Origin of the sequence: Anaerostipes sp. Marseille-Q3525, from assembly GCF_018223505.1 — a bacterium.
Lineage (GTDB): Bacteria > Bacillota > Clostridia > Lachnospirales > Lachnospiraceae > Anaerostipes > Anaerostipes amylophilus.
The window spans coordinates 1-16,107 of the sequence record NZ_JAGTTT010000021.1 but is presented as its reverse complement, the minus strand read 5'-3'; the positions used below and the strand labels follow the sequence as shown (position 1 = coordinate 16,107).

17 protein-coding genes are annotated in these 16,107 nt (G+C 37.2%); 16 read left to right on the top strand and 1 reads right to left on the bottom strand.

Annotated elements, in window-relative coordinates:
- Positions 1 to 4 precede the first annotated feature (4 nt).
- From KE503_RS10120 to KE503_RS10095, 6 genes are all read left to right on the top strand, one after another.
- A complete protein-coding gene (locus KE503_RS10120; RefSeq protein WP_022374354.1) occupies positions 5 to 178 on the top strand; it encodes a Flp1 family type IVb pilin in 174 nt (57 codons plus the stop codon).
- The gene (locus tag KE503_RS10115; RefSeq protein ID WP_212385132.1) at positions 175 to 1,650 is read left to right on the top strand and encodes a DUF5702 domain-containing protein; all 1,476 of its coding nucleotides are present in this window, start codon (positions 175 to 177) and stop codon (positions 1,648 to 1,650) included. The genes KE503_RS10120 and KE503_RS10115 overlap by 4 nt, the downstream gene beginning before the upstream one ends.
- Positions 1,651 to 1,847: 197 nt before the next feature.
- A complete protein-coding gene (locus tag KE503_RS10110) occupies positions 1,848 to 2,582 on the top strand; it encodes a pilus assembly protein (protein ID WP_249183037.1) in 735 nt (244 codons plus the stop codon).
- On the top strand, positions 2,549 to 3,073 hold the full coding sequence (locus tag KE503_RS10105) for a hypothetical protein (protein ID WP_249183036.1): 525 nt from the start codon (positions 2,549 to 2,551) through the stop codon (positions 3,071 to 3,073). Before KE503_RS10110 ends, KE503_RS10105 begins: the two co-directional genes overlap by 34 nt.
- A complete protein-coding gene (locus KE503_RS10100) occupies positions 3,054 to 4,292 on the top strand; it encodes a DUF6382 domain-containing protein (RefSeq protein WP_249183035.1) in 1,239 nt (412 codons plus the stop codon). Before KE503_RS10105 ends, KE503_RS10100 begins: the two co-directional genes overlap by 20 nt.
- Before the next feature lie 46 nt (positions 4,293 to 4,338).
- Entirely contained in the window at positions 4,339 to 5,304 is a 966-nt protein-coding gene (locus KE503_RS10095) for a rhomboid family intramembrane serine protease (protein WP_212385130.1), read from the top strand.
- Here the strand turns inward: KE503_RS10095 and KE503_RS10090 are convergent.
- Positions 5,240 to 5,950, bottom strand: coding sequence for a sensor histidine kinase (locus KE503_RS10090; RefSeq protein WP_022374360.1), 711 nt, complete (start codon positions 5,948 to 5,950; stop codon positions 5,240 to 5,242). The genes KE503_RS10095 and KE503_RS10090 overlap by 65 nt on opposite strands.
- A 193-nt stretch (positions 5,951 to 6,143) precedes the next feature.
- On the opposite strand from KE503_RS10090, the gene dnaX reads away from it, so the two are divergent.
- From dnaX to guaA, 10 genes are all read left to right on the top strand, one after another.
- Complete coding sequence (gene dnaX / locus KE503_RS10085; RefSeq protein ID WP_022374361.1) at positions 6,144 to 7,751, top strand: DNA polymerase III subunit gamma/tau; 1,608 nt, start codon at positions 6,144 to 6,146, stop codon at positions 7,749 to 7,751.
- A 40-nt stretch (positions 7,752 to 7,791) separates the two neighbouring features.
- Positions 7,792 to 8,145 carry a YbaB/EbfC family nucleoid-associated protein gene (locus KE503_RS10080; protein WP_022374362.1) on the top strand — a complete coding sequence of 118 codons (354 nt, stop codon included), beginning with the start codon at positions 7,792 to 7,794 and terminating at the stop codon, positions 8,143 to 8,145.
- A 15-nt stretch (positions 8,146 to 8,160) separates the two neighbouring features.
- Entirely contained in the window at positions 8,161 to 8,757 is a 597-nt protein-coding gene (recR, locus tag KE503_RS10075; RefSeq protein ID WP_022374363.1) for a recombination mediator RecR, read from the top strand.
- Between the two features lie 298 nt (positions 8,758 to 9,055).
- Positions 9,056 to 9,472 (top strand): HIT family protein, encoded by a 417-nt coding sequence (locus KE503_RS10070; protein WP_022374364.1) that lies wholly within the window; start codon positions 9,056 to 9,058, stop codon positions 9,470 to 9,472.
- A gap of 10 nt (positions 9,473 to 9,482) precedes the next feature.
- Positions 9,483 to 10,076 carry a flavin reductase family protein gene (locus KE503_RS10065; RefSeq protein ID WP_022374365.1) on the top strand — a complete coding sequence of 198 codons (594 nt, stop codon included), beginning with the start codon at positions 9,483 to 9,485 and terminating at the stop codon, positions 10,074 to 10,076.
- Positions 10,060 to 10,563, top strand: coding sequence for a shikimate kinase (locus KE503_RS10060; RefSeq protein ID WP_117943922.1), 504 nt, complete (start codon positions 10,060 to 10,062; stop codon positions 10,561 to 10,563). Before KE503_RS10065 ends, KE503_RS10060 begins: the two co-directional genes overlap by 17 nt.
- 94 nt (positions 10,564 to 10,657) lie before the next feature.
- Positions 10,658 to 11,953 carry a UDP-N-acetylglucosamine 1-carboxyvinyltransferase gene (locus tag KE503_RS10055; protein ID WP_022374367.1) on the top strand — a complete coding sequence of 432 codons (1,296 nt, stop codon included), beginning with the start codon at positions 10,658 to 10,660 and terminating at the stop codon, positions 11,951 to 11,953.
- A 16-nt stretch (positions 11,954 to 11,969) separates the two neighbouring features.
- Positions 11,970 to 12,608, top strand: coding sequence for a phosphate-starvation-inducible PsiE family protein (locus tag KE503_RS10050; RefSeq protein WP_212385129.1), 639 nt, complete (start codon positions 11,970 to 11,972; stop codon positions 12,606 to 12,608).
- Positions 12,609 to 12,686: 78 nt separating this feature from the next.
- The gene (gene metK / locus KE503_RS10045) at positions 12,687 to 13,868 is read left to right on the top strand and encodes a methionine adenosyltransferase (protein WP_212385128.1); all 1,182 of its coding nucleotides are present in this window, start codon (positions 12,687 to 12,689) and stop codon (positions 13,866 to 13,868) included.
- A gap of 39 nt (positions 13,869 to 13,907) precedes the next feature.
- Positions 13,908 to 15,455, top strand: coding sequence for a glutamine-hydrolyzing GMP synthase (guaA, locus tag KE503_RS10040; protein ID WP_212385127.1), 1,548 nt, complete (start codon positions 13,908 to 13,910; stop codon positions 15,453 to 15,455).
- The last annotated feature ends 652 nt before the right edge of the window (positions 15,456 to 16,107 follow it).

Sequence of the window (16,107 nt, the reverse complement as noted above, 5' to 3'; positions counted from 1 at the left end):
ACATATGAGAAATTTTTTTAGGCATTTTGCAAAAGATGAATCAGGAATGGGTGTTGTGGAAGTGATTTTGATCATTGTAGTTTTGATCGGTTTGGTTATCATCTTTCAGACACAGATCACAAAGGTAGTAAATAATATTTTCAAGACAATCACCTCCAAAACAGGAAAAATAAAATGATCAGGGATGAACGTGGCAGTATGAGTGCATTTTTGGCAATGTTGTTTCTTATATTTCTGCTTTTGATCAGTGTGTGCGCAGAGGGTATTTATATATATACAGCGAAGGGAAAAGCAATGGCTGTTTATATGTCTGGATTTTCTCATACAAAGGGAAATTACCAGAAGGAACTTGCAGATATGTATCATATTTATGCTATGGATCCAAGATACAAAAAGAAATTAGAAACTGATTTTGCTGATCGGATGAAAGAAAGTCTTGATAATTCCGAAGATTCATTTTTGTTTCAGACAGGAAATACAAAATTATCCGATGAAGTGAATCTGACAGCACAAAAGGGGGAAGTTTTAAAGTACCAGATCAGGCAGCAGATGAAGTATGAGATAGGAAGTGATCTTTTGAAGACGTGGACAAATAATATAAGGACAAGCACGGATCTTCAAAAGCAAATCACAGATATCAAAGGACAAATCAGTAAGGATGAAAAAGAAGCACAAAAGCAGCAGGAGGACAGAGAAAATACCAAGAAATCAGATAAAAAAGACAATGAACAAATAAAGCCATCTGCAAAAAAAGATCCAAGAAAAGGTTTTATGAAATTATTAAAAGAAGGATCCGTCTCATTAGTTATGGGAAAGAAAAAAGTATCAGATCTTCCAATTGATATTGTTTATGGCAAAAAGGATACAACAAAGCAGAAAATATGGGATTTTATGAATCGAAAAACGATGGAAAAAGAGATGGACAAGTTAAAAGAAACATCGTCAGCGGATTCATTTACAAGCGAATTACCGGTTATATTTTATGCACAAAAATATTTTCATTGTCTAACAGATACATCAAAAAAAGAAGGGACAAAATATGAGATAGAATATCTGATCGCTGGAAAAGATTCAGAAAAAGAAAATCTTGGGGCAGTGTTCTGGAAGGTGATCGCACTTAGATTTTTAACGAATGCAGCTTGTGTGTATCAAGACCCTGTAAAGGAGAAAGAAGCTACACTGCTTGCAGCTTCTGTTCTTGGCATTACTGGATTTCCACCAGTTGTTGCAGTTGTCAAGAATCTTCTGCTTATTGCATTAGCTTATGGAGAATCTGTAATTGATGTGAGGAATCTTGCAGAAGGTAAAAAGGTGCCGATCGTAAAAACTGTTTCAGACTGGCAATTGTCATTTTCAGGACTGGCAACATTAAATTGCAAACAGAAACCAGCAAAGCAGGGAATGAAATATGAAGATTATCTTTTATTGCTGTTGATCATGCAGAAAGATAAACGACAAAAATATTTTCGTATGATGGATATGATGGAACAAAATATAAAAAGAAAAGTTCCAGATTTTAAGATGGATCAGTGTATTTCATCTTATAAAATAACACAGAATCTAAAGCTTAAAAAATTGGGCTTTGGAGGCATGACTTTGCCATTTGCACCTTATACAGATTTAAAGTTATCACGTTTTACAACCTATTAAAATAAAAAGAAAGGGGGCAGAGAAAGATGTTCTCTTGTCAAAAACATTTCTCAAAAAATAAGTTGGTTCAAAATGATAAAAAAATTAATAATATAACAGATACAAAAAAATCCAAGAGAGCATCTTTCTCTGCCTCAAAGTTTTTCATGTTGAAATTATTTAGGTCAGAAGAAGGAGCAATGACATTGGAGGCGACTTTGATCGTACCAATTTTTTTGATCGTACTTATTATGCTGGCAAGTGCAGGTGAGATTTTTATGATCCATCAGCAGATTGCACATGGAGTCTGTGAAGCTGCAAAAAGAGCTGCGGTTAATGAATACCAGATTCGGCAGAAAAGAAATACTGGGGGAAATTTAACTGTTTTAAGTGCAAAAGAGACATTTCTGACATCGGTAAATCGTAGATTTTTAGATCGTTCAGCATTGATTGGTGGAAGTGCTGCAGCGGCAGCAGCTTGTAAGTTGACATTGACATCAAAGGGTGAATATATTGTGGCAGTCAAATATCATATTCGAAAAAAACTGCCATTTTTATCAACATATTCAGTAACATTTGAACAAAAAATCAGGCAGAAAGCTATGACGGGTTATGTACCGAAGGGAGATGAATTAAAAGAAGGGTTTGTTTATATTACGCCACACGAAGCTGTTTATCACAAAGATCTGTCCTGTACGCATCTGGCACTTGATATTTCAGTAGATGAAGATGTTTTAAAGTATCAGAATGGGCAGACACATTATAAGGCATGCAGCAAATGTATTCGTCATCAAAGCAGTAATGTCTCGTGTGTATATATTGCAAAAGAAGGTGAATCATATCATACAGACTTGTCATGCAGTGGTTTAAAACGAACCGTGAAACAAGTGGATTTAAGTACTTTAAAGGGGATGAAGCCATGTCAAAGATGCGGAAAACGGGGGGATACATGACAGTGGAAGTAAGTGCATTGATTCCCATTGTTCTTATGGTGTTATGGTTGTTTTTTAGTTATCTGTTTTATTTTATGAACTGTGGAATTACACAGGGAATTATGGAAGAAGCATTGCAGAAGGCAGCGGATATAAGAATTACAGGGGCTGATTATGATACAGGGAAAATATCTTATGCCAAGTTAAATCAGAACCTGATCATAGGTAATATCATTTCTTCCAATAAAAATGGCGATACAATGGCACAAAAAGAAATCAAGGAAAAGATTAGGCAACATTTGTTTATGGCTAAAGCTGGCTCAGTGAACGTTTCTACAACATCATTAAAAACATCAGTGAAAGTAAAGATGCAGTCAAATGTGATATCATTTCAATTTCTAAGTGGGTTTGGAATTCAATTATTTGAATATGAAGGAAGTTTGGCCGCATTGGGAGATTTTGAGATGGAGCAGATCAGGGGGTGGAATACAATTGAAGGAGCAATGGATTAGGGAAGGTTTTTCAAGTTATTATGTTGTGGATAAAGGACAAAAACTTACATATGAGAAAAATATTCTGCGCTGCCATACACTTAGATGTCTTCTACCATGTGAATTTAGGATGCAGGATGGTAAGGAATATTATTATTACGAGACGGGAATTTACACAACTTTAAGAGAAAGAATCAATATGCTTGATCCAAAGTTATTCTTTGCTTATCTGATAGAATCATTTGAAGAAACAGAATCATATCTTTTGAATCTGGATCATTTGAAATTGGAATTGGAACTGTTGTTTCTTGATAAAGAAGATCATCCAGTTCTTTGCTATCTTCCAGAATATGAAAAAAATATTTTAGAACAGCTTCGAAATTTTCTGGAGGAATGCATAGAAATCATTTCCACACAAGATAAGAGGAAAGTGAGATTTTATTATGAGTTTCATAGTTTTCTTGTGAAAGAGAAACCAAATATAGAACAGATGAAATCTTATTTGGAAATTCGGCCGAAAGAAAAAGTGGGAGAAAAACAGTCGAAGAAAGAAAATATGTTAGAAATAACAGAAAAAGAACAGAATAGAGAATTGGAAATTAATGAAGATCATGAAAAGAATTATAATTATGAGAGCAAAGAAAAAATCATAAGAAAAAGATTATGGAAAACTTTTTATGGAGTGATATGTGCAGGTGGTTTTAGTACAATGATCTACTGCATAATTCAGATTTTTAAATATGGATTTTATTATTTGTTTTTGGCAGGACTTCTTTGTTCAATTAGTGTGATGTGCCTTGGTGTGTATGGTTTTTATAAATTGTGGAAAAATGATCAAAATAACATTCGAAATGTGGATTCTTATGATGAAGCACAAGAGCATAAGACATTATTGGATGATCAAACAACATTATTAGCAGATGATGAGAAAACTGTTTTACTGCTGGAGCAGCCGATAGGAAGGCTTATTCCAAAGAATGATGAATTAACAGAAATAGTGATCAATGATAATGGATTTATTATAGGAAGTTGTATGGAAGGTACAGATTATCAGATTGAAGGTACAGGAATCAGCAGAAGGCATCTTAGATTTTATAAAGAAGGAAAAAATATCTGTTGTGAGGATCTTAATTCCACAAATGGAGTTAAAATAAATGGGAGAAAGATCAGTAAATGTGTGTTACATGAAGGTGATAGGATTAAAATAGGTTTAGAAGAGTTCCTTTTTAAAGAAGAATGACAGTATGATATAATAAATGATACATAAAACGGATATGGAGGAGATTATGTATCAGAAAATCATAGAGTTGTTAAGAATTCATGGATATCTGAGCCAGGATACAGAAAAAGGCCCTTGCTATGTAAAAAGCACAAAGAAAAGAAACAAATGTGTTTATGTGATGTTTGATAAAAATCCAGATGGAAGTGCGATATTAGAAGAAGATCTATATCAGATGGAAGATTGTGCAAAGCAAAATTTTGGTACAGACTGTGCCATATTATTGTTGGTGCTATCAGAAGAAGATGATCCTATGTTTATTGATCCGGATGACCAGTTTAAAGATCTGTTTAGACCATTAACAATGATTCTTTCGCAAAATCAAGCAGAACAAAGGGAAGATGTGACAAATGATTTTGAGAATATCAATGAGATAAAAAGATTTGTATGGAATTATAAAGCAACACTCGTAATATTTCTGCTGAATCTTGCAGGATTTGTTTTAACTGAGATTTATGGAAATAAGATTTATAACTTATATGCCTGTAATGCATATTGTGTAAGAAATCTACATGAATATTATAGGTTATTAATATCAAATTATCTGCATTTTGGATGGGAACATTTTTTTAATAACATGGTTGTGTTTTTGATTCTTGGAACATCTTTGGAGAAAGTGACAGGAAGTATTCGGTATGCAGTTTTATATACGGGGTCTGGCATTATCGGAAGTATTGTTTCCACAATATATTATAGTGTAATGGGACAGGATGTTTTGTCAGCAGGAGCATCTGGAGCAATTTTTGGATTGATCGGTGCACTAGCTGCAATACTTTTGTTCTGCAAAGATCAGAGAAAAAGATTTGATGGATTTGGAATATTTCTTATGATCGCAGGAAGTCTGTACCATGGATTTGAAAGTGGAACAACCGATAATGCGGCCCATATTGGAGGATGTATTGCCGGATTTATTTTGTCAATGCTTCTGTATGTGTCAAGTAGTTTAATTTCTGCTCATAGGCAGGGAAGATAAGAGTAAAAGTTGTTCCCTGATTAGGAGCAGAATCAATATGAATCTTGATATGAAGTTCATGCGCGATCTTACGAACAATAGAAAGTCCAATTCCATTTCCACCAGGCTGGAAGGAAACACCTCGGTAAAATGCACGAGACTGTTGTTCGGGAGTCATTCCGATTCCAGTATCAGACAAATTTAATACGATATGTCCCTGCTCTTTACTCAGGTGTACAGTAATATGAGGAGATCGGTTGATCTCCTCTTTTTGCTGAATTGCCTTAACAGCATTGGAGATTAAATTATGAAACAGCTGGAATAGCTTACTTTTTGCGCCATACACATAAAATGCAGTTCCAGGATCAGCCTGGATAAAAAAACGGATTCGTTCTTTATGAAGATAGTAAGACCAGGAAGAACGGAGTTCACTGATCAGATTGATCAGATCCAAAGGTTCGATTGTGGCAGAAGTCGTATCTTCAGGGGCAAGGAACTGATGAATGAAGTCAAATAAAGAAGAAAAATCATCTTTCATACGATTCCAGTGCTCATTTTGGGTAAGTATATCATTTGTTTTTTCAATATACTGAATCTGTCCATAGATAAGAGTCAGTGAATTGTTTATCTCATGTGAAAACGTAGAAAGTTCCTGTGAATTGTTCATTTTTGGCTCCTTTTGTAATTAAAATTTCCTCTTTTATTATCGGAAAAAACAAGAAACAGAGCAAGAAAAAACGTAGGAAAAAGTTCGATGGTTTCTGCTAAAAAACAATCATTGAAAAACAATAGATACTCATGGTAAAATATAATGAAGTATGACTATATGTCATATTTCAAAATAGAAAGGGGCATACGATATGTCTTACATGGCTTTATATAGAAAGTTCCGGCCGACACGCTTCAGTGAAGTCAAAGGCCAGGATCATATTGTAAAGACGCTTGAGAATCAGATGAGGACCGGGCGCATTGGTCATGCGTATCTGTTTTGTGGGACGAGAGGTACTGGTAAGACAACGGTAGCCAAGATTCTTGCGAAAGCAGTAAACTGTGAACATCCAGTCGATGGGGAACCATGCGGAGAATGTGAAGTGTGCAAAGCAATTGCAGAGGGAAGTTCCATGAATGTGATCGAGATTGATGCGGCATCAAACAATGGTGTCGATAATATCCGAGAAATCAAGGAACAGGTACAGTATTCACCGGCAACAGGAAAGTACAAAGTTTATATCATCGACGAGGTGCATATGTTGTCTATAGGGGCTTTTAATGCACTGCTAAAGACATTAGAAGAACCGCCAGAATATGTCATTTTTATTCTTGCGACAACCGAAGTTCACAAAATACCGATCACGATCTTATCCAGATGTCAGAGATATGATTTTCATCGTATCACAGCAGCAACGATCAAGAAACAGTTGAAAGATCTTATGGAGCAGGAACAAGTAGACACTGAAGATAAAGCATTGGAATATGTGGCAAGAATGGCAGATGGTTCCATGCGTGATGCATTGAGTCTTCTAGATCAGTGTATTGCATTTTATCTGGGTGAGAAACTGACATATGATAATGTTCTGGAAGTACTTGGTACTGTGGACATACAGGTCTACAGTGATTTGTTAGATATGATACTTTCACAGGATATTAACAGAGTGATGGATCTTCTGGAAGATGTAGCAAGACAGGGAAGAGAATGGTCACAGTTTATCACAGATTTTCTGTGGTATTTAAGAAATCTTCTATTAGTTGGACAGGGAAATGCGGCAGAAGAAGCATTGGAAGTATCAACAGACCAGCTAAAATTACTGCAAGAGAAAGCACAGCAGGTAGAGGAAAATACTTTGATCCGATATATCAGAATCTTATCTGAATTGTTAGAACGGATCCGTTATGCGACATCTAAGAGAGTTCTTGTGGAAGTTGAGATGATGAAGATGTGCAGACCTCAGATGGAAGCAGATACGAATAGTCTGGCGGACAGAGTGAGACAGTTGGAACAACAGTTAGAGAAACTGTTGCAGTCAGGAATTCCAGTTCAGCAAGCAGCACTAACAGGACAAAATCAAGCAGCAATGCAATCAGCAGAAGTAAAACCTGAACAAGACCCAGTCGAACAGTTAAATGAGAAGTTTCCACCAGCAAAAGTGGAAGAACTTATGGAGCTTGTTGATCACTGGAGAGATGTTAAACGCAATCTGTCACCACAGATGAAATATTGCTTACAGAGAGCAACATTATCAGTTAACGATGAAGGGACTGCATTAAGAGTGCTATTTCCAAAAGAAATGAACGTGGAAAGCGGTTATTTCTTAGAAGAACCAGAGCGTATCGAACGATTGAAACAGGAATTATCCAGACAATCTGGTAGAGACGTAGAATTGGAAGTCAGTGTGATGAACAAAGAGAATGACGACAGCGATATGATCAACTTAGACTGCATCCATATGGATGTAAAAATAGAAGACTAAAACTAAATTCATAAAAACAAATTTTTAGGAGGAAAGAATAATGGCAAAAAGAAGCGGTGGATTTCCAGGTATGGGTGGAAATATGAATCAGCTGATGAAACAGGCACAGAAGATGCAGAAACAGATGGAGGAAACAACAAAAGCGTTAGAAGAATCCACATATGAAGCAACAGCAGGTGGTGGAGTTGTAAAAGTTGTTGTATCCGGTAAAAAAGAAGTAGTTTCTGTACATTTAGAAGAAGAAGTTGTAGATCCAGATGACATTGAAATGTTAGAAGATCTGATCGTAGCTGCTACAAATGAAGCACTTCGTAAGATGGAAGAAGATTCCCAGGAGAAGATGGGGAAAGTCACTGGTGGATTAGGAGGAATGGGTGGAGGATTTCCATTCTAGATAGAGTGAGAGACTATGGATTATTACAGTAATCAGATCACGCAGCTAATCGAAGAACTCGGGAAACTCCCAGGAATCGGACCAAAATCCGCAGGTAGACTGGCGTTTCATATTATCAATATGCCACAAGATCAGGTAAAGAAATTATCAGACACGATCATTTCCGCAAAGACGAATGTACATTATTGTAAAGAGTGTTGTACATTGACGGACAATGAGATCTGTCCGATCTGTGCCAGTGACAAGCGCGATCACAGCACGATCATGGTCGTTGAGAATACGAGAGACCTGATGGCATATGAGAAGACAGGAAAATACGAAGGTGTTTACCATGTGCTTCACGGAGCAATTTCGCCAATGCTTGGAATCGGTCCGGACGATATCCGCCTGAAAGAACTGATGGCAAGATTACAGGGAGATGTCAAGGAATTGATCATTGCGACAAACTCCAGTCTGGAAGGTGAGACAACAGCAATGTATATCAGTAAGCTTGTTAAACCGACAGGAATCAAAGTTAGTAAGATCGCAAGTGGAGTTCCGGTTGGAGGCGATCTGGAATATATTGATGAAGTAACGTTACTTCGAGCATTAGAGGGACGTACTGAGATATAAAAAATAAAACAAAAAGAAAGAACCGACTAGCTAGGTCGGTTCTTTCTTTTAAAACAATAAGGAGAGGATTTTCATCCTCAAGAGGGGTAGGATTTGAAAGTATTAACTACTTTACGATTTTTATTATCACATAAAAATGTGTCTAAATTGTGAACAAATCACACATTTTTTGTAAAAATGGAATAATATGACTATAGGTCTTTTCTTGAAAAAGCATAGTAAATGGGATAAAATACATCTAAACAGAGTAAAATGTAAACTCTCAGGATAAGAACACACAGAAAGGAAGATATATAATATGAAGAAAGAAGATTGTATTTTTTGTAAGATTGCAAGTGGAGAGATTCCATCTAACACAATTTATGAAAACTCAGAATTTAAAGTGATCATGGATATTGCGCCAGCATCTAAAGGACATGTATTGATCATTCCAAAAGAACATTTCAAAGATATTTATGAGATCGATGCAATCACAGCAGGAAAATTATTTCAGTTAGCAACAGTTGTTGCAAGAGCATTAAAAGAAGTACTTCACTGCGATGGATTAAATGTATTACAGAACAATGGACTGATCGCAGGCCAGACAGTATATCATTTCCATATGCACTTAATTCCAAGATACGAAGATGATGATGTAACGATCGGATGGAAAGAACATTCCACAGAAGATATTGATATGGAGCAGTTAAGACAGGATATTAAAAAGGCACTTTAGGAGAAAAAGTATGGCAAAAACTTCATGGAAACCTGGAAATATGATCTATCCGCTTCCAGCAGTTATGGTAACTTGCAGAGATAAAGGGCAGGATAATATCATTACGATCGCATGGACAGGAACGATCTGCACGAATCCGCCGATGACATACATTTCTGTTCGTCCAGAGAGACATTCTTATGAAATGATCAAAAATAGCGGCGAATTTGTCATTAACCTGACAACAAAACAGCTGACAAGAGCAACAGACTTTTGTGGAGTACGTTCAGGAAGAGATATTGATAAATTTAAAGAAGCAAGACTGACAAAAGAAGAAGCACAAGTTGTTGATGCACCAGTTATTGCAGAAAGCCCAGTAAATATTGAATGCAAAGTAGAGAAGATCGTACCGCTCGGTTCACATCATATGTTTATGGCGAAAGTTGTAAATATCATGGTAGACGATGACTATATGGAAGATAATGGACGTTTTGCATTAGAAAAAACGAATCCATTGATCTATTCTCATGGTGGATATTATGAAACAGGAAAGAAATTAGGAACCTTTGGCTACTCAGTAAGAAAGAAAAAGAAAAGGAAAAAACCAAATGGCAGAAAAAAATAATAACTACATATTGATTGGAATGCCGGGTTCTGGAAAGAGTACGATCGGAGTACTTTTAGCCAAAGCCCTTGGTTATGATTTTGTGGATACAGACCTCGTGATTCAGCAAAAAGGCGGAGGTTTATTAAAAGAAATCATTGCAAGAATTGGAAATGACGGATTTAAACAGTTAGAAGAAGACGTAAATGCTTCAATTGATGTCGATAAATCAGTAATTGCACCAGGAGGAAGTGCTGTTTACAGCGATAAGGCCATGAAACATTTTAAAGAAATCGGAACTGTGATCTATTTAAAATTGAATTATCAGACAGTAAAACGTCGTCTTGGAAATCTCAAAGCAAGAGGTGTTGTGTTGGAAGAAGGGCAGACCTTGCATGATTTATACTGCGAAAGAATCCCTTATTATGAGAAGTATGCAGACATCACAGTGGAACTGGATAAATTATCCATCGGAGACTCTTTAGAAAAAGTGTTGGAAAACCTCTAATAGTATGATATAATATAATCTGTATGATTTTAAATAATTACCGAAAGATAGAAATTAGGTTTAATAATATAGATAGAGATAATTGAGGTGTATCATGGAACAGTATATCATTAAAGGTGGTAACCCGTTAGTAGGAGAAGTAGTAATTGGCGGTGCGAAGAATGCAGCACTGCCTGTTTTAGCTGCGGCAGTAATGACAGATGGAAAATGTATGATAGATAATATGCCAGATGTAAGAGATATTAACGTATTACTTCAGGCAATGCAGGAAATTGGAGCAGATATAGATAGAACAGGAAAACACGAAGTAACGATCAGCGGAAAAGGAATTCATCCAGAGTGTGATGTAGACAATGAATTTATCCGTAAGATCAGAGCTTCTTACTATTTAATTGGTGCTTTACTTGGTAAATACAAGAGAGCAAGAGTTGCACTTCCAGGTGGATGTGAGATCGGAAGCCGTCCGATCGACCAGCATATTAAAGGATTTAAGATGCTTGGAGCAGAGATTGAGATTGAGAATGGTATGATCAGTGCAACCGCAAAAGAATTAAGAGGAGCCCATATTTATATGGACGTTGTCTCTGTAGGAGCGACAATCAATGTTATGATGGCTGCTTCTCTTGCAAAAGGAAATACGATCATCGAGAATGCGGCAAAAGAACCGCATGTCGTTGATGTAGCGAACTTCTTAAACAGTATGGGAGCGAAGATCCGTGGAGCAGGAACAGATGTGATCCGTATCAAAGGTGTGGAAAGATTCGGAGATTGCCAGTATTCCATCATTCCAGACCAGATCGAAGCAGGAACATTTATGACAGCAGCAGTTGCAACTAAGGGTGATATTATGATCAAGAATGTCATTCCAAAGCATTTAGAAGCAATTTCTGCAAAATTAATTGAGATTGGAGCTGAAGTAGTAGAATTCGACGATGCTGTCCGTGTATCAGCAACAAAACGTCTGGAATCTACAAATATTAAGACATTACCATATCCTGGATTTCCAACAGATATGCAGCCACAGATGGCGGTAACACTTGCCTTATCTAATGGAACAAGTGTGATCTCAGAAAGTATTTTTGAGAACCGTTTCCGTTATGTGGATGAGTTGACAAAGATGGGAGCAACCATTCAGGTTGATGGAAGAACTGCTATTATCAGCGGAGTTGAAGGATTTACAGGAGCTGACGTACACGCTCCAGACTTAAGAGCAGGAGCTGCTCTTGTTATTGCAGGATTATCTGCAAAAGGATTTACAACAGTCAGCGATATTGGATATATTTATCGTGGATACGAACAGTTTGAACAGAAGCTAACACAGCTTGGAGGAGAAATCCAGCTGGTCAATAGTGAAAAAGAAGTAGCAAAATTTAAGTTAAAGATAGGATAAAAGGAGAATTGCCTGAATGAGACAATACCTGAAAAACGAAGTGTTCAAAGTATCCAAGTGGGTAGAATTATTTATATCAGCTATTATTATGATCGCGGTCATTGGTGGAACGATTTATCTGGTAAAAGATGTGGTACAACTGATGATGAATTACCCAACATCCAGAGATATTTACAAATTTGTCGGTGTTGCATTTAACCTCGTCATTTGTATTGAGTTTGTAAAGATGCTTTGTAAACATACACCAGATACATTAGTAGAAGTTATGATGTTTGCGATCGCAAGGCAGATGATCGTGGAACATACGAGTCCACAGCAGAATCTTCTTGTAGTTTTAGCAATTGCAATCTTATTTGCGATCAAGAAATTCCTTTTTGGAAAATATGATGATATAGATAAGACTGTATTTCCACCAAGTCAGAAGATTTCAAGTATCAATGAGCTGGTTCATGTGGAGATACCTAAAGAATCGCAGGATCAGACATTGGGAGAGCTTCTTGAGAAACAAATTGGAACTGAGAGTGGAACTTTTCAGGTAGGTCAGTGTTATTTCTTTGAAGGTGGTGCGCTTCGCGTAGCTAAGATAAAGAATGGTAAGGTAACACAGATCGAAGTCATCCGGAGTAAGAACGCACCGGTTGTATTAAAAAGGTAAAAAAAGGCCCGGAGTCCTTCGGGTCTTTTCATAGCATTTTATAGATATAAGCGATTTATTATAAGAAAGGATAAAAGAATGGATAAAGTATTATTCACATCAGAGTCCGTGACAGAAGGACATCCAGACAAAGTCTGTGACCAGATTTCCGATGCGATCTTAGATGCGCTGTTAGAGCAGGATCCAATGAGCCGTGTTGCATGTGAAACTTGTACAACAACGGGAATTGTTATGGTCATGGGAGAGATTTCTACAAAAGCATATGTAGATATCCAGAAAATCGTCCGTGATACAGTCCGTGAGATCGGATATACAAGAGGAAAATACGGATTCGACGCTGATACATGTGGTGTTATCACAACAATCGATGAACAGTCAAGTGATATTGCTATGGGTGTAGACAAGGCATTAGAAGCAAAAGAAAACAACATGACAGATGAAGAGATCGACGCAATTGGAGCCGGAGATCAGGGAATGATGTTTGGATTTGCTACAAATGAAACAGAAGAATATATGCCATACCCAATCTCTCTTGCACATAAACTTGCAAGACAGTTAACAAAAGTAAGAAAAGATGGAACACTGTCTTATTTAAGACCAGATGGTAAAACACAGGTAACTGTAGAGTATGATGATGGTAAACCAAGCCGTCTTGATGCAGTTGTATTATCTACACAGCATGATCCTGATATCACACAGGAACAGATTCATGAAGATATCAAACGTGAAGTCTTCGATAAGATTCTTCCAGCAGACATGGTGGATGATGAAACAAAATTTTTCATTAACCCAACAGGAAGATTTGTAATCGGTGGACCACACGGAGATGCAGGATTAACAGGAAGAAAGATCATCGTAGATACATATGGTGGATATGCACGCCATGGTGGCGGGGCTTTCTCTGGAAAGGACTGCACAAAGGTAGACCGTTCTGCAGCTTACGCAGCACGTTATGTAGCGAAGAACATCGTAGCAGCAGGCTTAGCTGATAAATGTGAGATTCAGTTATCTTATGCGATCGGTGTAGCAGAGCCAACATCCATCATGGTTGATACATTTGGAACAGGAAAGAAATCTAATCAGGAATTAGTAGACCTGATCCGTAAACATTTCGATCTTCGTCCAGCTGGAATTATCAAGATGTTAGATTTAAGAAGACCAATCTACAAACAGACAGCAGCTTATGGACATTTCGGAAGAAATGACCTTGATCTTCCATGGGAGAGATTAGACAAAGTTGATCTGTTAAAAGGTGAATAAAACGAAGCATATCATTTAGGCAACTCAGGAGGAAAACGAGTGAAAAATGAATTAGTGATCGTCATCGATTTTGGTGGTCAGTATAATCAGTTAGTTGCACGCCGCGTACGTGAGTGCAATGTATACTGCGAGATTTATTCTTACAAGATCGGTATCGACAAAATCAAAGAAATGAATCCAAAGGGAATCATCTTAACAGGTGGACCAAACAGCTGTTACGAACCAGATTCTCCAACGTACAGCAAGGAATTATTTGAACTTGGAATTCCAGTGTTAGGATTATGCTACGGAGCGCAGCTGATGCAGCACGTCCTTAGAGGAAAAGTAGAGAAAGCTGAAGTAAGCGAATATGGTAAAACAGAAGTCCTGATCGACAAGAAAGATTCCAAATTATTTGAAAATGTATCAGAAAAAACAATCTGTTGGATGAGCCATACAGATTATATTTCACAGGTTGCTCCAGGATTTGAGATTTCTGCCCACACAGCAGACTGCCCAGTTGCAACAGCTGAGAATGCAGACAAATCCTTATATGCAATCCAGTTCCATCCAGAAGTACTTCACACAGTCGAAGGAAAGACAATGCTTTCTAACTTCGTATTAGGAGTCTGCGGATGTGCGGGTGACTGGAAGATGGATGCTTTCGTAGAAAGCACGATCAAAGAGATCCGTGAGAAAGTTGGAGATGGAAAAGTATTACTTGCCTTATCAGGAGGAGTAGACTCATCCGTAGCAGCCGGGTTATTATCAAGAGCCATCGGAAAACAATTAACATGTGTATTTGTTGACCACGGATTATTAAGAAAAGACGAAGGTGACGAAGTCGAAGGTGTATTTGGAGAAAATGGACAGTTCAACTTAAACTTCATCCGTGTCAATGCACAGCAGAGATACTATGACAAATTAAAAGGAGTCACAGAACCAGAAGCAAAACGTAAGATCATCGGAGAAGAATTCATCCGAATCTTCGAAGAAGAAGCGAAGAAGATTGGTGCAGTAGACTTCTTAGCACAGGGGACAATCTACCCAGACGTAGTAGAAAGTGGATTAGGTGGAGAATCAGCAGTCATCAAATCCCACCACAACGTAGGAGGACTGCCAGACTTCGTGGATTTCAAAGAAATCATCGAACCATTACGTGACCTGTTCAAAGACGAAGTAAGACAGGCAGGATTACAGTTAGGAATTCCAGAAAAACTTGTATTCCGCCAACCATTCCCAGGACCAGGACTAGGAATTAGAATTATCGGAGAAGTCACAGAAGAAAAAGTAAAAATCGTCCAGGACGCAGACGCAATCTACAGAGAAGAAATTGCCAAAGCAGGATTAGATAAAGAAATCAACCAGTACTTCGCAGCACTGACAAATATGCGAAGCGTTGGAGTAATGGGAGATTTCAGAACATATGACTATGCAGTAGCATTAAGAGCAGTAAAAACAATTGACTTCATGACAGCAGAAGCATCAGAGATTCCTTATGAAGTATTGAATAAGGTAATGAACAGGATTATTAATGAGGTTAAGGGAGTTAATAGAGTAATGTACGATTTAACTTCTAAACCACCTGGAACTATTGAGTTTGAATAGGGACGCTTAGTTTGGAGGTGCCAGAAAACCCAGGAATTATGCGGGTTTGCAGGCTATGCATTTAGAAGATGTTGCCTTTTGCAACACTTTTGCAACACCTTCATTGAAAAAGAAATTTGCAACAGATGAAATAGTGTCGAACGGTTTGCAGATAAAATAATATTTTTATATTAAGGCTTTTACCCGTTGGGGTGGAAGCCTTTTTGCATGTTTGAGATGTTTTCTATTTTAATATATCATTAAAACCAAAATAAGAAAGTGTGAGGTTGATGTTATGAGAGAACAGAAATACCATGTTTACCTAACAGCCGATGAACAGAGCAGAGTCATTCAGTCACTTATTCGACTGAAAAATGAACTTATCGAACAAGGCAGATATACTGACGATAATCCTTGATATATTCTTTTTCATGTAATACACCTTCTAGTCAAACAGGAATTTATTTATTTTCATCTTCATCACATTATCTCCTATCCTTGCAAGTAAGCGATGAGAACTGCGAATATTGAAACTTTTCATATTATTATAAATGCTAATATAAGAATGTACAGAAATGATCATTTAAAAATGTACAAAATCACATTATAATAAATTCTCTACGGAGGAATTTATTATGATATATACACCAAAGATTACTAGTGACATTCAGAT